Origin of the sequence: Janthinobacterium sp. SUN137 (assembly GCF_030587265.1) — a bacterium.
GTDB lineage: Bacteria > Pseudomonadota > Gammaproteobacteria > Burkholderiales > Burkholderiaceae_D > Janthinobacterium > Janthinobacterium kumbetense.
Window position 1 is genome coordinate 465022 of sequence record NZ_JAPWHZ010000005.1, and the last position, 19299, is coordinate 484320.

General features: G+C 62.1%; 17 protein-coding genes. 3 read left to right on the forward strand and 14 right to left on the reverse strand.

Features of this window, described 5'->3' with window-relative positions; genetic code table 11:
- Positions 1-10: 10 nt before the first annotated feature.
- The 6 genes from O3298_RS26045 to glnA form a co-directional block, all read right to left on the reverse strand.
- A complete protein-coding gene (locus O3298_RS26045) occupies positions 11-1384 on the reverse strand; it encodes a GAF domain-containing sensor histidine kinase (protein WP_099665309.1) in 1374 nt (457 codons plus the stop codon).
- A gap of 134 nt (positions 1385-1518) precedes the next feature.
- On the reverse strand, positions 1519-2484 hold the full coding sequence (gene corA / locus O3298_RS26050) for a magnesium/cobalt transporter CorA (RefSeq protein WP_034760218.1): 966 nt from the start codon (positions 2482-2484) through the stop codon (positions 1519-1521).
- 139 nt (positions 2485-2623) lie between these two features.
- Positions 2624-4111, reverse strand: a complete 1488-nt coding sequence (gene ntrC, locus O3298_RS26055) for a nitrogen regulation protein NR(I) (RefSeq protein ID WP_305060906.1) — start codon at positions 4109-4111, stop codon at positions 2624-2626.
- A gap of 48 nt (positions 4112-4159) precedes the next feature.
- Positions 4160-5248 (reverse strand): nitrogen regulation protein NR(II), encoded by a 1089-nt coding sequence (glnL, locus tag O3298_RS26060; protein ID WP_289918055.1) that lies wholly within the window; start codon positions 5246-5248, stop codon positions 4160-4162.
- Between the two features lie 5 nt (positions 5249-5253).
- Positions 5254-5736: a DUF4124 domain-containing protein gene (locus O3298_RS26065; RefSeq protein WP_305060959.1), complete on the reverse strand. Its 483-nt coding sequence runs from the start codon at positions 5734-5736 to the stop codon at positions 5254-5256.
- Between the two features lie 183 nt (positions 5737-5919).
- Positions 5920-7335: a type I glutamate--ammonia ligase gene (gene glnA, locus O3298_RS26070; RefSeq protein ID WP_070219258.1), complete on the reverse strand. Its 1416-nt coding sequence runs from the start codon at positions 7333-7335 to the stop codon at positions 5920-5922.
- Between the two features lie 386 nt (positions 7336-7721).
- Between glnA and O3298_RS26075 the strand changes: the two genes are divergently transcribed.
- Together O3298_RS26075 and O3298_RS26080 are read left to right on the forward strand one after the other, a co-directional pair.
- Positions 7722-8183: a rhodanese-like domain-containing protein gene (locus O3298_RS26075; protein ID WP_077400239.1), complete on the forward strand. Its 462-nt coding sequence runs from the start codon at positions 7722-7724 to the stop codon at positions 8181-8183.
- A 145-nt stretch (positions 8184-8328) separates the two neighbouring features.
- Positions 8329-8613 (forward strand): Fis family transcriptional regulator, encoded by a 285-nt coding sequence (locus O3298_RS26080; protein ID WP_305060907.1) that lies wholly within the window; start codon positions 8329-8331, stop codon positions 8611-8613.
- A 13-nt stretch (positions 8614-8626) separates the two neighbouring features.
- Here the strand turns inward: O3298_RS26080 and O3298_RS26085 are convergent, their stop codons facing one another.
- The gene (locus O3298_RS26085) at positions 8627-9979 is read right to left on the reverse strand and encodes a TAXI family TRAP transporter solute-binding subunit (protein WP_289906351.1); all 1353 of its coding nucleotides are present in this window, start codon (positions 9977-9979) and stop codon (positions 8627-8629) included.
- Between the two features lie 131 nt (positions 9980-10110).
- On the opposite strand from O3298_RS26085, the gene O3298_RS26090 reads away from it, so the two are divergent.
- The gene (locus tag O3298_RS26090) at positions 10111-10716 is read left to right on the forward strand and encodes a glutathione S-transferase family protein (protein ID WP_305060908.1); all 606 of its coding nucleotides are present in this window, start codon (positions 10111-10113) and stop codon (positions 10714-10716) included.
- On the opposite strand, the gene O3298_RS26095 is transcribed toward O3298_RS26090, so the two are convergent.
- The 7 genes from O3298_RS26095 to O3298_RS26125 form a co-directional block, all read right to left on the reverse strand.
- Positions 10713-11093 (reverse strand): hypothetical protein, encoded by a 381-nt coding sequence (locus O3298_RS26095; protein WP_305060909.1) that lies wholly within the window; start codon positions 11091-11093, stop codon positions 10713-10715. The genes O3298_RS26090 and O3298_RS26095 overlap by 4 nt on opposite strands.
- Positions 11094-11156: 63 nt before the next feature.
- Positions 11157-14273 (reverse strand): transglycosylase domain-containing protein, encoded by a 3117-nt coding sequence (locus O3298_RS26100; RefSeq protein ID WP_305060910.1) that lies wholly within the window; start codon positions 14271-14273, stop codon positions 11157-11159.
- Between the two features lie 364 nt (positions 14274-14637).
- Positions 14638-15423 carry a molybdopterin-binding protein gene (locus O3298_RS26105; RefSeq protein WP_305060911.1) on the reverse strand — a complete coding sequence of 262 codons (786 nt, stop codon included), beginning with the start codon at positions 15421-15423 and terminating at the stop codon, positions 14638-14640.
- A 31-nt stretch (positions 15424-15454) separates the two neighbouring features.
- Complete coding sequence (locus O3298_RS26110; protein ID WP_305060912.1) at positions 15455-16282, reverse strand: EI24 domain-containing protein; 828 nt, start codon at positions 16280-16282, stop codon at positions 15455-15457.
- Positions 16282-17322, reverse strand: a complete 1041-nt coding sequence (locus O3298_RS26115) for a sterol desaturase family protein (RefSeq protein WP_305060913.1) — start codon at positions 17320-17322, stop codon at positions 16282-16284. The genes O3298_RS26110 and O3298_RS26115 overlap by 1 nt, the downstream gene beginning before the upstream one ends.
- Positions 17319-18125: a polysaccharide deacetylase family protein gene (locus O3298_RS26120; RefSeq protein ID WP_305060960.1), complete on the reverse strand. Its 807-nt coding sequence runs from the start codon at positions 18123-18125 to the stop codon at positions 17319-17321. The genes O3298_RS26115 and O3298_RS26120 overlap by 4 nt, the downstream gene beginning before the upstream one ends.
- Before the next feature lie 70 nt (positions 18126-18195).
- The gene (locus tag O3298_RS26125) at positions 18196-19167 is read right to left on the reverse strand and encodes a beta-propeller fold lactonase family protein (protein ID WP_034760259.1); all 972 of its coding nucleotides are present in this window, start codon (positions 19165-19167) and stop codon (positions 18196-18198) included.
- Positions 19168-19299: the final 132 nt, after the last annotated feature.

Genomic DNA, 19299 nt, shown 5'->3' on the forward strand with positions numbered 1-19299 from the left:
GCAGCCGTGGTCAGCTGGCCAGCGGCAGCCTGATCTGTATATGACAGCCGGGCGTGCTGTCGATGGCGCACACCTGGCCACCCAGTTGCTGCACGATGGTGTAGACGATGTGCATGCCCAGGCCGGAGCCGCCCTGGCCCCGCTTGGTAGTGAAAAACGGTTCAAACATGTGTTCGCGCACGGCCGGCGCCAGGCCGATGCCGTCGTCGGAAAAATCGAGCAGCAGCCAGCGCGCAGCCGCGTCGGTGTCGTCCTCCTCGATGCGCGCGCGTATCGTGATGCGCCCCGGCCCGCCCTGCGGATAGCCATGGCGGGCGCTGTTCATCAGCAGGTTCGAGAGGATTTGCGACAGCTTGCCGGCCGCCAGGCGCACCTGGCAATCGGGGGCGATATCGAGTTCCACGCCCAGCGCCGCCTTGCGCAATTCCGGACTGTGGGCCGACACCAGGCCGTGCACATAGTCGTGCAGCGCCAGGTCGGCCACGTATTCGCTGACCTGGTCCACGGCCAGTTGCTTGAAATTGCCGATCAGGTCGGCGGCGCGCGCCAGGTTGCGTTCGATCAAGGCGGCCGCTCCCTTGAGCGACTCGGCAATGTCGATCAGTTCGGCACGGCTGACCTTGGCGCCGCCCAGCAGCTGCACCAGCTGGTCGGCATAGCTGCCCATGCTCGACGCGGCCGTCAGCGCCACGCCGATGGGCGTGTTGACTTCATGCGAGACACCGGCCACCAGCGAGCCGAGGGCCGCCATCTGCTCTTGCTCGATCAGGTTGGCCTGCGCCGCCAGCAGCGATTCGGTGCGCACGCGCACGATTTCTTCCAGCTGCTGGGTGCGCTCCTGGTGCTGCAGCTCGGCCGCGCCGCGGGCCGAGAAGATCGACAGCAGCAGCAAGGCCAGCAAACGCTTGTTTTCATCGATGGGACGCGTGTCGATGGCCGACAGGATGCCCAGGGTCTTGCCATCGGTGTCGATCAGCGGCATGCCGACATAGCTTTCCGCCTGCATGTCGACGAGGAGGGTATCGAATGGAAAGCGACGCTGGATATCGCTGCCATGAAAACACATGCTCTGGCACGTCACGTCCTGGCATGGCGTGTGCTGCAGGCTGTATTCGATATTCGGCTGGTAACCGTCGCCGCCCCACAGGGCGAGGGTGCGGATGCCTTCGCTGCCATCTTCCAGGCGCACCAGGCGTCCGGCGATCACATAATGCACGTCGAGCGCTTCGGCCAGGTCCTTGACGAGGATGCGCAGGAAGTCGTCGCCCCGGGCGTGCGCCGTCGAGGCGGTAATCGAGCGCAGAGCCGCTTCCGCCAGGGTGCGCCGCTGCTCGGCATCGAACAGGGGTTCTTGCGAATTCACATCAAACAACGGAATACTCATGAATGCTCCTGCACGGCACCGGAAGCGCAGGCACACCTGCCGGCGCGGCGATTCTCAGCCATGGCCCACCCCAGCGGACCTGCCGCGATTGTACCCCTGGCTATTGCTTAATAATACAGATACACAGGAATTTTTTACAGCCAGCCGGAACGCTTGAACAAGTAATACATATAACCGCAGACACAGCTCATCACTGCCACGGCGGCCGGATAGCCATAATGCCAGTCCAGCTCCGGCATGAACTTGAAGTTCATGCCCCAGATGCCGGCAAACGCCGTAAACACGGCGAAGATGGCCGCCCAGGCCGCCAATTGCTTGTTCACTTCGCTCTCGTCGATGGCCACCATCGACAGATTCACCTGGATCGCCGTGCTGATGGTGTCGCGGATGGTGTCGAGCGTGCCATTGATGCGCGCCAGGTGGTCGTGCACGTCGCGGAAATACTCCTGGGTATCGTGGCACAGGGGCGGCACGCGCCCGCCGTGCAGCTTGCCCACGGCTTCCATCAGGGGCGCCACCACATGGCGCAGGACCATGACCTTGCGTTTCAGCTGGTACAGCCGTTCGATATTGTCGCGCTCGGTGCCACGGTCGAAGATGCGGTCCTCGATCAGTTCCAGTTCCGATTCCAGCGCGTCGAGCACGGGAAAGTAGCGGTCGACGACGGCATCCATCAGCGCGTACAGCACGAAGGCCGAGCCCTGGCGCAGCAGATGCGGTTCGCGCTCGGCGCGCGCGCGCACGCCGAGGAAACCTTGCGAACTGTTGCTGCGCGACGAAAGCACGTAATTGGCGCCGACAAAAATGTCGACTTCGCCCAGCACCAGTTCGTTCTCGACCATTTCCACGGTTTTCACGACGGCAAACAGGGAATCGCCATATTCCTCGATCTTCGGGCGCTGGTGGCCCCGCTGCGCGTCTTCCACCGCCAGTTCGTGCAGGCAAAACTCGTGCTGCATCTGTTTCAGCTCGTCCGGCGTGGCGTCGAGCAGGGCGACCCAGACGAAACAATCGGGGCGCTCGACGTAATCGCTGATGTCGTCGATCGGCAAGTCGGCCAGTTTTTTGCCATCCTGGTAGGCCACGCAGTTTATGAGCATGCTATTCCACAGTTCAAGTTAACACCGGACGAAACAGTCCGGCAGGCGCCAGCTTACCTTATCGCCTGCAGTGCGTGTTGTGGCGTGCGAGGGACGCCGCGTGGAAAAGCGGACGGGGGAGCCCCCGTCCTGACCTGCATCAATCGTCCTTGGCGCCGTCGATGCCCAGTTCCGAGATCTTGCGGGTGATGGTGTTGCGGCCGATGCCCAGGCGCACGGCGGCATCGTTCTTGCGCCCATGCGTATGCTTGAGCGCCGTCTTGATCAGGGCCGACTCGAACTGGCGTCCCAGCACGGCCATGACTTCCTGCTGTCCCGCGCCCAGCATGCCGGCCGCCTGCAATTCCAGTAAACCAATCCAGCCCGGTGGCGCGCCGTTGGCGGGCGCGGCCGCCTCGAAGACCTGGCCGCCATGCACATGGGCAACGACCACCGGCGCAGGCTCGCCTGCCGCCGTGGCGGCGCCATCGCCCTGCCCCTGCGTCAATTCCAGCGGCAAGTCCTTGATTTCCACCGTCTGGCCCGGCGCCATCACGGTGATCCAGTTGCACAGGTTTTCCAGCTGGCGCACATTGCCGGGCAAATCGAGGCTGCTGAGGAACTGCATCGTCGGCTCGCTCATGCGTTTGGCTTCCACGCCCAGCTGGCGTGCGCTTTGCACCAGGAAGTGGCGCACCAGGATGGGGATATCCTCGCGCCGCTCCCGCAAACTGGGCAGGCGCAAGCGGATCACGTTCAGGCGGTGATACAAGTCTTCGCGGAACAGGCCGTCGCGCACGCGCTGTTCGAGGTTCTGGTGCGTGGCCGTAATGACACGCACGTTCGCCTTCATGGGCTGATGGCCGCCGACGCGGTAGAAATGGCCGTCGGACAACACGCGCAAGAGGCGCGTCTGCAGGTCGAACGGCATGTCGCCGATCTCGTCGAGGAACAGGGTACCGTTCTCCGCTTGCTCGAAGCGGCCCCGGCGCGTCGTCTGGGCGCCCGTAAACGCCCCCCGTTCATGGCCGAACAGTTCCGATTCCAGCAAATCCTTGGGTATTGCCGCCGTGTTGAGGGCAATGAACGGCTGCGCCGCGCGCGGGCTGTGCTTGTGCAGCGCGCGCGCCACGAGTTCCTTGCCGGAACCGGATTCGCCCGTGATGAGCACCGTCACGTTCGATTGCGACAGGCGGCCGATGGCGCGGAAGACTTCCTGCATGGCCGGCGCCTGGCCGAGGATTTCCGGCGTTTCCGACGGGCCCGACTCGACGCTCGTTTCGCGCAGGCTTTCTTCCAGCGCGCGGCGGATCAGCTCGACAGCCTTGTCGATATCGAAGGGCTTGGCCAGGTATTCGAAGGCGCCGCCCTGGAAGGCTGCGACGGCCGAATCGAGGTCGGAAAAGGCCGTGATGATGATGACAGGCAAGCCGGGAAAGCGCGACTTGACCGTCTGCAACAATTCCAGGCCGGAGGCGCCCGGCATGCGGATATCGGACACGAGCACTTGCGGCGTGTCAAATTCCAGTGCGGCGATGGCGTCGCGCGCATTGGCAAAACTCTTGGTGGCGAGATTTTCCCGCGCCAGGGCTTTTTCCAGCACCCAGCGGATTGATTCGTCGTCGTCAACTATCCAGATTGGCTTCATTAGTGTGTGCGTCCCGCAATGGATTTCATGGGTGGGATACCTCCTCGCTTATGGCAAGGGTAGAACGATCCTGAAATCGGTGTATCCAGGCCGGCTTTCGCACTCGATCACGCCCAGGTGCTGTTGCACGAAGGTTTGCGCCAAGGTCAGTCCCAGCCCGCTGCCGCCTTCCCTGCCCGACACCAGCGGGTAGAAAATCCGGTCGCGGATCTGGGGTGCGATGCCCGGTCCATTGTCAATGATATGCAAGTCTAATGCCAGGCCGTAACGGACCTTGGCCAGGGTCACCTGGCGCGCCACGCGCGTCTTGAAAATCAGCTCCGCATCGCCCGCCTCGATGCGCTCGGCCAAGGCCTGCGCCGCGTTGTGCGCGATATTGAGCACGGTCTGTATCAATTGCTCCTTGTCGCCGCGAAACTCGGGAATCGAGGCGTCGTAATCGCGCGCAATGGTCAGGCCGCTGGGGAATTCGGCCAGGATCAGGCTGCGGACCCTTTCGCACACTTCGTGGATATTCACGTCGCCCACGATGTGCGGACGGCGGTGCGGCGCCAGCAGGCGGTCGACCAGGGTTTGCAGGCGGTCCGCTTCCTTGATGATGACTTGCGTGTATTCGCGCAGTTCGCTCAGGTGCAGGGCCGGCAATTCCAGTTCCAGCAGCTGGGCCGCGCCGCGGATGCCGCCCAGCGGGTTCTTGATTTCATGCGCCAGGTTGCGGATCAGCTCCTTGTTGACCTGGCTCTGGTCGAGGATGCGCTCCTCGCGGTCGAGCTTTAACTGCTGCACGTTCTCGCGCAGCTCGATCAGCACGCCGTCGCTCGGCGCGTCGAGCGCGCTGACGATGCTGTGCACGCGCAGCGGCTCGCGCCCCAGGCGCTCCAGGCTCAGGTCCTGGCGCAGGTCGGAAAACTTGTGTTCGAGCGCCTGCGCGCAAATGCCGGCCAGCTCGTCGGGATTGAGGAACAGCGCCGTCAGTTTTTGCCGCGACAGGGCCTTCAAGGAACTTTCCAGCAGGTTTTCCGCCGCCGCGTTGGCATAGCTGATGCGGCCGTCGCCATCGAGCAGGATCACGGCCGAGGCCAGCAAATCAAGGCCGGCCAGGTGGGCGGGACGGCTGGAATGGTTGTCTAGTGTCATGTGCTTTACCGGATATTCGCAATCTCGCGTTTCAGGGCCTCGACGTTTTGCTGTGTCCGGCTAATGTTGTCCTTCAACTGCGCCACTCTTTCCTGGTATTTCGCGTAGTTGCGCTCATTGCCCTGGCGCTCGGGCTGGCCGCCGTTAAATTCCAGGCGCTGCGCCGCCAGTTTCTGCTCTTCGCTGCGCAATTCGTCCTGCAGGATCTGGCGCCGGTCCAGGTCGCGCGCGCGCTGCTCGGCGCCATCGACCTTGGGAAACGCGCCGGCGGCAGGCGCCGCCGTGGCCGCCGCCTGCAGGGCGGGCCGTACCGGCGCACCGGCCAGCGGCGCCGGCCTGCGTGGCGGCTCCGTCATGGCGCCCGGCAAATCGAGCAGCTGGCAATGTTTGCCAGCACTCCTGTCCGTGTACGTCTTGTGTCCTTGCGCATCGGCGCACACATACAGCTGCCCGTGCGCCTGTGCCGCCGCGCCCAGCAATCCTGCCATCAGCGCCATTCTGTAATGCTTGGTCAATCTTCACTCCTGTCGGCTCGTGCCGCATCGTTCCTGGGCCGACTATACAACACCGCACTGTCACCGCCTTGGCGCCTTGCATAAAAAAACGCGGGCAAGACCATCGCCTCACCCGCGTTTTTTATTCACTACCGGCACATTGCCGGCGTGGCGCCATTACAGCGAGTAGTACATGTCGAACTCGGCAGGATGCGTGGTCATGCGCATGCGCTGTACGTCCTGCATTTTCAGCTCCAGGTACGCGTCGATCATGGAATCGCTGAACACGCCGCCGCGGGTCAGGAACTCGCGGTCCTTGTCCAGGGCTTCCAGTGCTTCTTCCAGCGAAGCGCACACGGTCGGGATCAGTGCATCTTCTTCCGGCGGCAGATGGTACAGATCTTTCGAGGCGGCTTCGCCCGGATGGATCTTGTTGGCAACGCCGTCCAGGCCGGCCATCAGCAGTGCGGCGAAGCACAGGTACGGGTTCGCCAGCGGATCCGGGAAGCGCGCTTCGACGCGGCGGCCTTTTGGATTGGCCACGTGCGGGATACGGATCGAGGCGGAACGGTTTTTCGCCGAGTACGCCAGTTTCACTGGCGCTTCGTAGCCTGGTACCAGACGCTTGTACGAGTTGGTGCCCGGATTCGTGATCGCGTTCAGTGCCTTGGCGTGCTTGATGATGCCGCCGATGTAGTACAGGGCGAAATCGGACAGGCCGGCATAGCCGTCGCCGGCGAACAGGTTTTTGCCATCTTTCCATACGGATTGATGCACGTGCATGCCCGAACCGTTGTCGCCAACGATAGGTTTCGGCATGAAGGTGGCGGTCTTGCCATAGCTGTGCGCCACGTTCCACACCACGTATTTCAGGTTTTGCGTCCAGTCGGCGCGCTCGACCAGGGTCGAGAACTTGGTGCCGATTTCATTTTGACCGGCGCCGGCCACTTCGTGATGATGTACCTCAACCGGGATGCCCAGCGATTCCAAAATCAGGCACATTTCCGAACGCATGTCCTGGAAGCTGTCCACTGGTGGCACTGGGAAATAGCCGCCCTTGACGGTAGGACGGTGGCCGCTGTTGCCGCCTTCAATGTCCTTGCCGGTCGACCACGAACCTTCGTCCGAACCGATCTTGACGAAGCAGCCCGACATGTCGATCTTCCAGCGCACGCTGTCGAAGATGAAGAATTCCGGCTCAGGGCCGAAGTAGGCGGTGTCGCCCATGCCCGACGATTTCAGGTAGGCTTCGGCGCGTTTCGCGATCGAGCGCGGGTCGCGGTCGTAGCCCTTGCCGTCCGACGGTTCGATCACGTCGCACTGCATGAACAGGGTCGTTTCTTCCATGAACGGATCGATATTGGCCGTGTTTGGATCCGGCAACAAGATCATGTCGGACGCTTCAATGCCTTTCCAGCCAGCGATCGAAGAACCGTCAAAGGCGTGGCCCGACTCGAATTTGTCCATGTCGAAGTGCGACACGGGAACCGTCACGTGCTGCTCTTTACCACGGGTATCGGCAAAGCGGAAATCAACGAATTTGACTTCGTTTTCTTCTACCATCTTCAAGACTTCTGCGGCTGTCATTGCCATGCGTATCTCCTAAATGAATGTGGGGTGAGCCGACCTTAGTGCGTCTGGGCTGATGAAGCGAAGCAAACATTGCGTGCCACCAAAACTCATAAGGATCATAGCAGATTCCATGCCAGCTCCCGGAGCCCCCTGGTGCCGGCGACAAAATTACTGCCATCCCAGTGAAAGTTTTCCTGCCCGCGATTTTGACACGCGTTTGCGTCAAATCAAGAATGCACTAAGCAAGTGCAAAAAACGAATAACGCACCATTATCGTGCATTTTGTGCGAATTACCGAAAAATGCCTCCTTGTGGTGCATGCGCCGTGCACCATGGATTCCCGTTTGCGGGGCGCGGACGGCGCACTATAATCGTACACACACCTGCCCACTTTCATCGAGGACGCCATGACCACCGCCGCCGACATCCTGACCACCGCCCGCAGCCGGGCCAATGAAGGTACGCCGTATGCCGGCGCCGTCACGCCGCAGGAAGCGTATGACTTGCTGCAAGGCGATGCCGCCGTCAAGCTCATCGATGTGCGCACGACTGCCGAGCGCGACTGGGTGGGCCGGGTCGACATCGCCGATACCCAGCATGGTGCGGTGCAGTGGGCCACCTACCCGGGCGGCGTGCCGAATCCCGACTTCCTCGCGCAGCTGGCGGCCCAGGCCGGCAAGGACGAGGTGCTGCTGTTCCTGTGCCGCTCCGGCGTGCGTTCGCGCCACGCAGCCAAGCTGGCGACCGAACACGGCTATAGCAACTGCTTCGATATCCTCGAAGGCTTCGAGGGCGACAAGGACGCCGACGGCCACCGCAAGCAGATCGGCGGCTGGTGCAAGGCGGGCTTGCCGTGGCTGGGCGCCTGACGCTGGCCGCCGAATTATCTGAACAGTGTTTGATCTGGCGGGCCACCATGCGGTCCGCCATCGGCTACAACCATCCATGTGCGCCCGCTTTTGCCACGCCGGACGACGACCTGGCGCTGGCCCGCAAACGCCACAAGGAATTGACATGAACGCCACCGCTCCCCACCTCGGCAGCAGTCTCGACGACTTCCTCAAGGAAGAAGGCATCTTTGAGCAAACGCAAACCCGCGCCATCAAGGAAGTGATCGCCTGGCAACTGACGCAGGCCATGCATGAACAATCGCTGTCGAAGACGCGCATGGCGGCGCTGCTGCAGACGAGCCGTTCGCAACTCGACCGCCTGCTCGACCCCAGCAGCGACGTGACCCTCTCCACCCTGGAGCGGGCCGCCGCGCTGCTCGGGCGCAAGCTGTCGATCACCCTCGTTTAAGCGGGCTAAGCGCTTAGGCCGGCTCGCCCGCCTCCGCGGCCGGATGCTCGCCCATCAGGGTCAATATGCGCTTGCGCACGAAATTGATGTGGCTGCGCAAGCCATACAAGCCATCGGCAAACGACAGGGGAATCGAGATCTGGTTGACCATTTCCTCGATCTGGTCGAGCCGTTTCAATTGTTCCGCATACACGTGCGCGCGCTGCCCTTCCGGCACATCTTCCAGCGCCTGCTCGACCGTGCGCAGCTGGCCATACCAGCGGTACACGCGCGAACGGATGCGCCACACGTACAGGGGCGGCACGACGCGCGACAGGGGCAGGATCAGGGCGCCCAGCGCCACCACCAGCACCCACATGCGGTCGAAGAAATTGGCCAGCCAAAAACTCATGTAACGCTGCAACACGGGCGCGCCATCCTTGTAGAACTTCAACGCTTCCGGCGCCACGGGAATTTCCGTGTAGCGCGCGGACGGGAACTGCCCCTGCTGCTGGAACCAGCCCGTGCCGCCATGGATGCCGGCCGCCGCCTGCACGAACAGGTCGACCAGGGCCGGATGCAAGTCTTCGCGCGCGACCAGGGTGGCCGTCGGCGCGATCAGGTGATAATCCTGCGCGGGAATGTTTTGCCCCAGGTCGACGATGCCACGCGGCAAGACGACATGCGTGAGGAAAGGCAGGCGCCGCGTGTACGCCTCCGCTTGCGAAAAATCAAACAGCTTGATGCCCGGCGTTTGCAGCAGCATCTGGATCAGCGGCGCTTCCGGCGCCGAGCTGAACACGAGACCGTCGATGCGCCCTTCCAGCAACTCCACCGTGGCGGGCGTGTTCTGCAAGTCGCTGACCGTCAGCTCTTTCGCTTCCACGCCATTCACGGACAGCAACTGCCGGAACAGGCCGGGCACGCCCGTGCCTTCCGGCCCCAGGTTGATCTTCATGCCCTTCAATTGCGTCAGTTCCGTCACCGCCTTGTCTTCGCGCATGAACAGCCAGACGGGTTCCGTAAACAAGCTGCCCAGGGAAATGAGGCCGTGGCGCTCGGCATCTTCGTGTTCCGTCGAGCCGCTTTGCACGAAGGCGATATCGGTCTTGCCCGCGTTCAAGCGCTGCAGGTTTTCCTGCGAGCCCAGCGACGGCTGCAAGGTCACCTTGATGCCGTGCCTGGCCAGGGTGGCCGCGTACTTCTTGCCGAACTCTTCGTAGGCACTATTGTCCTGCCCTGTCGACAGGGTTACCTTGCGCGGCGGCGCCGGGTCGACCAGCCAGTAAGCGAGCGCGCAAAACGCGCCGACCAGCAGCAAGGTGGGGCCGGCGGTGGCGAGGAAATCGCGCACGGAAAAGCGGCTGAACGCGAGGATTTTGGACATGTGGTGGCGCATAGGTTTCATGGGTGGCTACGATGCCAAGAAAAGCGCAACTATGCAAGGCACTTTCACATGCGCGGCGTGGTCATTTCCGCTACAGTAGCAGATCACTCATTCGCCCTTCGGAGCCCTGCATGCTGAAAATTCTTGGAAAAGCCGCCTCGATCAATGTCCGCAAAGTCTTGTGGACGTGCGAGGAACTCGACTTGCCGTACGAACGCGAAGACTGGGGCAGCGGCTTTCGCGCCACGGACGACCCGGCCTTCCTGGCCCTGAACCCGAACGCCATGGTGCCCGTGCTGCTCGACGGCGACCTGGTGCTGTGGGAATCGAACACGATTTGCCGCTACCTGTGCGCCCAGGCGGGCCGCGACGACTTGCTGCCAAGTAATCCCCGCGCCCGCGCGGAAGTGGAAAAATGGATGGACTGGCAAATGGGCGACCTCAACAACAGCTGGCGCTACGCCTTCATGTCGCTGGTGCGCCACAGCCCGGCACACCAGGATGCGGCCCAGCTGGCCGCAGGTATTGCCGGATGGAACAAGATGATGGGCGTGCTGGAACAGCAGCTGCAGCGCACGGGCGCGTATGTGTGCGGCGAGCAATTTACCTTGGCGGATATCGTGCTGGGCCTGTCCGTCAAGCGCTGGCTGATGGCGCCCATGCAGCGCCCCGAGTATCCGGCCATCGCCGCGTATCATGCGCGCCTGGAAGGTAAAACGGCCGTGTTTGCCGGTTAATCCAGTTCGATTGCCTCGACCGTGCCGCCGATGACGTAGCAATCGCCATCGCGGCGCACTTCCTCCAGGGTCGCCGGGTCGTCGTGCGCATACGTGCCGTCGATATCGACGCACCACATGTCGCCAAAGCGCAGCAGCTTCACGCCGCAGCAGATACGGTTGATGAAGTTGCCCGGCGTCTTCATCATCAATTCCCGCACCTCTCCCACCGTGATGGCGACTTTACGCCAGATGTTGCCCTCCAGTTCATGATTCCTCGCGTACAACACGATGCGCACGCTCTGCACGCCCCGGGGTCCATATGCTTGCTCGAATGATACGAGCGCGCCATCGTCAAAACGGTGATATTGCGCAAAGATCTGCTGTGTTCTTTCCATGGATTCTTTCTCCTCCATAAAAAAACCGGCCCATTCAGGCCGGCTTTTAATTGCAGCAACGATTTAATTCGCGCACTGCTTAGCCACGCCTTCGGCTGGCGCAGGCGGCTCGATCAGCGGCATCAGGCTCGGCGCCAGGGACACAAGCAGTTGCACGGGCAAGGCGCTGGTGAAATCGTAGTTCTTCGATTCCGGCCCCCGCACATACGCCGTCATGCTGCCATAGAAGCGCTCGCCGATATTGAAGACGAACGTGGCCGAACGGTTCACGTAGCGCGACTCGATCAGGCGGCCGCCGGCCCCATACACGTCGAAGCGCTGGTCGCCCGTGCCCGTCTTGCCGCCCATCGGGATCGGCACGCCGTCGGCGCCGACGAATGCCGTCTTCGCCCGTTTCGCCGTGCCGTCCGACACCACTTCGCGGATGGCCTTGGCGACAGCTTTCGCCACGTCCGGCGACAACACCTGCTCCGCCTCCACCTTGCTGCCCCGCTTGACCATGGTGTCATACGGCGTATTGGCGGCGAAATGCATGGAATCGATGCGCACGCTGGGTTTGCGCACGCCATCGTTGATGATGATGCCCATCAACTCGGCCAGCGCGGCGGGACGGTCGGCCGAAGCGCCCAGGGTGGTCGCATACGAGGGCACGAGCGAGTCGAACGGGTAACCCATCTTCTTCCACTGGCGGTGGATTTCCAGGAAACCTTCCACTTCCAGCAAGTTGGCGATGCGGCGGTCCTGCGCGTGCTTGCGGTGCGTATTGAATAGCCATTTATACACTTCCTGGCGTTCCTTTTCGCTGGCCGCCACCATCTGCGACAGGGTCGAACCTTCGTGCTGGCGCAGATACGCCACCATCCACAGTTCCAGCGGATGCACATTGGCAAGGTAGCCCCGGTCGGCCAGCGACCAGTTTTCCATCGCATACTGCTGGTACATCTTGGCCACGCGCTCGGGCGGCACTTCGTTTTGCGACGGTAGATTGGCGTTGAGGAAATCGCCGAATTCCGCGACGGTGCCCTTCGGATTGACGGTGCGGAAGATATTCGCCAGGCGCACGGGGGTCGGGCGGATACTGGCCAATAAAATCTTTTCCTGCTCGTCGACGCTCTTGCCGCGGTACTTCTGATAGAAGCGGTGCAGGAATTCGCGCCCTTCCTTGTCGGCAAAACGGCTCAGGTACTGGGCCCGGCGCGGGTCGTCCGCGTCCGCCAGCAGCGAGGCCGAGGAATCGGGACGCGAAAACATGTAGTAGCGGGCCACGTCGCGCATCAGGCGCACGAACACCAGGTTGGTCGACTGGCGCAGCGCCTGCTGCACCGTCATGATGCGGCTGTCGTCGAGCTTGGAGAAGTTGCCGAAATGGTGCAAGCCGCCGCCCGTGAAGAAGCCTTCGCCTGGGTTGCCCGAATATTTGCGTTCCATGGCGGCCGCCAGCATGGCGGGCAGATTGCGCGCCTCGCCCAGCGGCAAAGGTTTCAGATAGGCAATTGCCCACTGCGACAGCATATCCTTCGGATCGACGGCAATCTTGCCCAGCTCGGCGGCGCCCATGCCGCTGTAGCGCTGGTGCAGCTGGTCGATGATGTCCAGATACGTCACCAGGGTGCGCAGCTTGGCCGTGGAACCGAGGTCCAGCTTGGCGCCTTCGTTGATGTCCAGCGGCTGGTCGTAGTTATCCGTCTGCACACGCAGCAAGTTGGCTTGCTCGCCCTTTTGCAGCAAGGTAAAACTGTAGACCACGTTGGCGGGGTCGCCATTGCCCAGCATGCCCTTGCCCGTCAAGCCGGCCGCTTTCGCCACTTCCGGGTCGCGCAGCTCGCGCAAGACCTTGGTGACGGCGTTTTGCGCCTGCGCGTCGAGCGTGCTGACCACTTTCAGGTCGAGACGGTCGAGGTTGTACAAACGCGGGTCGCCCAGCATGCTGGCCAGGTGGTTGCGCACGGCATTCGAGGCCTTGCGCGTGACGAACGAGGTGGATGCTTCCGATTGCACGCCAGAGGCCGTCGATGGGCGCAGCTTCTCGGCGATGGCCGCATTGCGCAGCTGCGGCGAGATCACGCCCGCTTGCGCCAGCAGGCGCAGATGGCTGTTGGTCAATTCTTCCAGGTCGGCGCCGCCTGCCACCAGGTAATGCGAGGGACGGCGCTGCGCGATCAGCAAGCTCAGCGCCTGCTTGTAGGCCAGCGCACTGCCCGGCTGGTCCATATTGCCCTTGAGCAAAGTTTTCACTTCGGCAAATGGACGGCCATACCAGACCCACATGCCGTCGCCGATCCCGTTGACTTCGCCAAAACCGCTCTTTGCCGACAGCGGCACGGTATTGAGGTAATTGACGACGATCTTGCGCCGCGCTTCCATGGTGTTTTCGCCATCCTGGTACGAGCGCAGGCTGGCCGACAGCATCTGCAGCAGCTTGTCCTGCATGGAACTGGTGCGGCCATCTTCCGAATGGCGGTATTTTTCGATTTGCGTGGCCAGGGTGCTGCCGCCGCCGCCCCGGTGGCCGCCGAACAGGTTCAGCGCCTTGTCCAGGATCGCCTTGCTCAGGCGGTCCCATTCCACGGCCGGGTTGCGCATCGGCGTGCCAGGGTCGAGCAATTCGCGGTTTTCGATGAACAGCAGGCTTTGCACGAGCGCCTGCGGTGCATCGGCGAAGCCGTCGAACATGCGCTCGGGATAGCTGGCCGCGAACAGGGGCGCGGCGCGGCAATCGAGGATGCTCAGTCCGGCGCGGTTTTTCTCGTGATACGTGGCAAAGATACCCCGGTCGACCAGTTGCACCATTTTCGGCGACATGCGCGCCTGCGCCGTGACGGCATAGTCGCGCGCATTCAGCTTGGAAATGAAGTCAGGCAGGCTGGCATAGCCGAGCCGCTCGTCATACGGGCCGTGCTGCGGATAGCGGATGGCGCCCGCCGGTGCAGGGCCGGGCTCGACCTTGAAAGTCAGCTGGCGGTCCAGGCGCGTGAAAAATTCCGCCTGCAGGGCCGAGGTGCGCACTTCGCGCATGACGAACCAGGCCACGCCGGCGATCAGCGCCAGCAGGATGATGGCAAAGATGGGCCAGATGCGCGAACGGCGCTTCTTCGGCGGGCTCGCCGGCGGCGGCGCCTCGGCAGCTGGATCAGAGGGGGGCCGCTCTTGCGCGGCCAGATTGACGCCTGTGTCTTTCATGGGATGCTGGGGTAAGGTTGGGTTTGGACGGCGCGGGAAATGCGGCAGCGATACCGCTCCGCGCGGGATAAGACGAGAGCCAGCCAGGGCCGGTCACAACAAAGCTTGCTTAACATGATGTCCATACCGGTAAATCGAAAAAACACGCTACTGCACAGGCAGGCGACCCCGCGTTTGACACGCAAGGCCCCTGTTCACCATTCCACCACATCGGCATGAAAACGACTGACGAGCGCGCACAAAAATCTTGCTTCATTGAAGATTTTCGCAAAAAAACAACGTCTTGGAATGTACGCTTGCGTACATAGATGCACGGCGGGCTGGACGCCGGCAAAAAAGCCGCCGGCGCCGGGCTGGCTGCATGTCAGATGGTGGTGTATTCCGCCTGCAAGGTATCGAGTGCGGCGCACATCTGCGCGAAGGCGGCCGCCGCTTGCGCCGGCTCGCCCTTGACGCCCAGTTCGATATGCCGGCGCGTCTGCGCATCGCCCACGCTGGGCAAGCTGAAAACCTTAATCAACGGAAACTCCGCTTCCAGCCGCACCATCAGCGGCGTCAGCAGGGATTCGGCCGTTTCGTACACGAGCAAGGCATGTTCCGCGTGCGGCACCTGGTTGAACAAATGGGGGTAATGCGTGTCCAGCACCCATTCGATCATGGGCCAGGACATGATGGGAAAGCCGGGCACGAAGTAATGCTCGCGCACGGCAAAGCCGGCAATCTTGTTGTACGGGTTCGGAATCAGCTCGGCGCCTTCGACAAATTCCGCCATTTTCAGGCGGTGCAGGTTTTCCGGCGAGTGCAAATCGGCCGGCACGCCCGCCTCTACGCCCATTTCCGTGATGCGCTGCTGGATATTGATCTTGCCCTGCGGATGCAGCACCAGCGGCAAGCCCAGCGCATCGGCGGCCGCCTGGCGCGTATGGTCGTCCGGCGTGGCGCCGATGCCGCCAAAGCTGAAGACGATGTCGCCGCTGGCAAAGCTGCGCTTGAGCAAGGCGACCAGGCGGGCCGGTTCGTCGCCCACGTATTCCGCCCAGCTCAGCTGTAAGCCGCGCTGCTTGAGCATTTGCACCACTTTCGGGAAATGCTGGTCCGTGCGCTTGCCCGACAGGATTTCGTCGCCGATGATGATCAATCCGATAGCCATGAAGCTTCCTCGTAGAATTCGATAAAAATACTCAAGCGTCCGCCGGCGCCACGTCGGTCATGCCGCGTACGCCCCGCAACCGCGACAGTGCTTCCAGGCAGTAATACTGGAACCACAGCCCCGTAAAGATGAAGATCAGCACATACAGCCAGATGGCGAACGCCGCCAGGAAGGGGAAAAATACCACCGCCATCACGCCGCCCATCCACAGCAGGCCCGGCACGGCGCCGGCCGCGCCGGACACCATGCCGATGGCCAGCAGGGGCCAGCGCTGCGTGCGCATGATGGCGTGGCGCTCGTCCACGCTGGCGTAGTCGGCCATGGCGTCGTACGCCATCACGCGGTAGGTCAGCCAGCCCCACAGCACGGCTTGCCCCGCCAGGGCGGCCGGCGGAAACGCGTACAGGGGCAGCAGGATGACCCAGGCGACGATAAAGAGTAAAAACGTGGCCAGCGAGGTACCGACGCTGCCGAGCAGGCTGCCGCCATGCTTCTTTTCCAGTTGCGGAAAGTGCCGCCCGCCGATATGGCGGCCGATGGCCGGCATGGCGAACAGGCCCATGAAGATCAGCGCCGTCAGGATCATCAGCGGCAGCAGCATGAACATGGCGATCAGCGGCACGATCACGGTTTTCAGCTTATCCAGGCCGAAGGTGGACAGCACCTGGCCGCTGGTGCGGAAGAAATCATATTCTGTGAACTGCGCATGCAGGCTGTCGATCAGCGGCTGCAGGCCAAACTTCAACAACACCCCCCACAGGATCAGCGACAGGATGAACGGCGCCACGCTCAGCAGCAGTATCCTGCCATGCAATTGCGACAGGAAAGCACGGCCATACGAATTCAACACATTACGCATCAACGGCGTCCTTTTCGTTTAATTCTTGCAAATTCGACCATGCGACGCAGGCCCAGCCATTGCTGCTGCCAGAAACCGCGGCCATAGTTGCGCCCCGGCCGGCCGACACCGTTGCTGTCGATGCGGGCCAGCTGGTCGCGCACGCCCGTGCGCGCATAGCCCGCCGAGAAATTCGCGGTGCCCAGCAGCATATCCCAAATCGGCAAGACCACGCCGAAGTTGCAACCACCCATGCTGCCCTTGCCTTTCGACTCGTGCCCCACGCCGATCGCGTGATGCGTGCGGTGGAAACGGGGCGAGATCAAGAGCCGCTCGCCGATGCGACCGAAGTGTATCCTCACATTTGCGTGCTGCAAGCTTTGCAGGATGCGCGAAATCGACACCAGCAGCACGTACTGGCCCGGCGGCACGCCGATACCGAGCGCCACCAGCGCCATCACCACGTCGCGCAGGAAGTCATCGAGCAAGTGGTTGCGGTCATCGCTCCACAAATTCATGTTTTGCTGGCTGTGATGCAGGCTGTGCAAGCCCCACCACCAGCCGAAATGGTGCGAGGCCCGGTGGTAGCAATAGTCGACGAAGTCCAGTATCACAAAATAAATGATAAAACTGAGCAAGGGGCTGATGCCGGGCAACAGCGATTCCAGATTCAATGGATGGATATTGTCGAAGCGCAAGGCACCCGCCAATGCATCCATCAGCGGATCGAGCGTAAAGAAGACCACGACGGAAAACAGGCCGACGCGGTGCAGCACCGTATAGAGAAAATCGTTCCAGCGGGCTCGCGGGTCCGTCATCTTTTGTGCGGGAATCAAGGCTTCGAGCGGACGCAGCACGAGAAACAGCAGCACCAGTTCGCACAGGCCGATCAGCAGCCACTCCGTGCCCTCGAACGCTTCTTCCGTGAATTCGCCAAAGCCCAGGTGATACACGAGCGGGTTCACGATGGTCTGGAACAGCCAGCCTTGCGCCGCGCCAAAGGCGTCGACCACGGCATCGATGACGGGTGTGACGTGGCCGAGGATGTCGGCGGCGATCATGGCTGGCCCTTCTTCCGCGCGTAGGCAGGATGCTCGCGCAGGGTGGCAAAGCAAAAACCCTTGTCTTGCAGGCCGGAAATCAAAGCGTCCAGGTTGGCTGGCGCCCACGGCTCCTTGCGCGACCAGATGCCCATGTGTGCAATGAAAATATCGCCGCTGCGCAAGTTCGTCAGGGCTTTTTTCAGCAGCGTGGCGTTCGGATACTTATCGCTGGGCAGCTCATCGCCCGAATAGCCGGCCGGCGCCCAGCCCGCGTGCTGATAGCCGCAGGCGCTGCCGGCCGCCAGGGTGCGCGGCGACGTGTAGCCGCCCGGTGCGCGCCAGAACGGGTCGAGCTTGCGCCCGGTCAGCTCCTGGAAGCGCGTATCGACGCGGCGCAATTCTTCGCAGAATTGCTGATCCGTGAACGACGCCAGCTTACCGCCATCCTTGCCGAACTGGGGCTTGACCTGGATCAAGCCGTTGGCCAGATCCTTCTTCCAGTACACGTGGTCAAACGTATGCGTGCCGAACGCATGGCCTTCAGCCACGCGGGCTTTCCAGTACGGCGCCCACGAGGCATCGAGCGAATAGTCGCCGCGCGTCGTCTTTTCATTGGCCAGGAAGAAGGTTGCCTTCACATGACGCTTGTTCAGCACGTCGGCGATCAGCTGCGCTTGCGACTGGCTACCCGTGTCGAAGGTCATGTAGATGGTGCCCTTGCAGGCGGCTGGCGCTGAAGATGCAGTTGGAGATGCGGCTGGGGCAGCAGATACGGCGGCAGGTACGGCAGCAGGTACGGCGGCATGCGCGGGCGACAGCATGGCGCTGGCGCACAGCAGCATGGCGGGCCCGTGGCCCGCGAAAATGAAGCGTTTCATCATCACCGGCTCATCACATGCGCGGCGAGTGGGTGGCGAAATACACGCCATGGGGCGAGCGGCCCACCGGGATGGTCTTGATCACCTTGCGCGTGGTCAAGTCGATCACGGCCACTTTCTTGATCCAGCGCAACGTTACCCACATGGTCTTGCCGTCCGGCGTGATTTCCATGCAATCGGGGCCGCCTGGCACATTGATGGTGCCCACGTTTTCCAGGGTTTGCTGGTCGATGATGTTGATGGTGTTCGACACGCGGTTCGAGACGAACGTCATGCGGTTGTCGCCCAGCGCGCGGAAATTGTGCGTGCCGGCGCCCGCCTTGATGCGCTTGACGGTCTTTTGCGTGCGCCAGTCGATCACTTCCACGTAATCGCTGCCCATGATGCCCACCAGCAAATGCTTGCCATCGGGCGTCATCGTGATGCCGGCCGGCGCGGGGCCGACGGGCATGGTCCATTTCACGGTTTGCGTGGCCAGGTCGATGGCGCTGACCTGGTTGCTGCCCTGTTGCGTAATGAAAGCCATGGTGCTGTCGGCCGTGAACGCCATATGGCTGGGCAATTTTGGCAGCGGGATGCGCTTGGCCAGGGTCAGGTTCTTGCCGTCGTAGCGGTACAGGTCGATGCGGTCCAGGCGCAAGGAGTTCGAAATGAACCATTTCTGGTCCGGCGAAAAGCCGATCTGGTACGGGTCGAGGATGTTGCTGATGCGGCGCTGGATCTGGCCCGACACGGGGTCGAGGAAGATCAGCTCGTTGCCGACGGAACTGGCGACGATCAGCGACTTGCCGTCCGGCGTTTCCATCAGATGGTGCGGTTCCTTGCCGACGGCAAAGGTGGACAGGGGAGCATAGGTTTTCTGGTCCAGCAGTTGCACCGTAGCATCACGGGAATTGAGCACCACCACCACTTCGGCTTGCGCCGTCGATATTGCGGAAACCAGGCACAGCGAGGAAAAAACAAGGCGGCGTAGACTGCGGAACATGGCAAAAATCACTGTTAAATACAAAACATGCATTTTACGTGGAACACTGTATTTATTGTGTGAAATCCCCCCTTAAATGCTGCCGGCAGCCACACATCGCCGTAATTTCCGTTTTTTCCCCGTCCCAGGCCT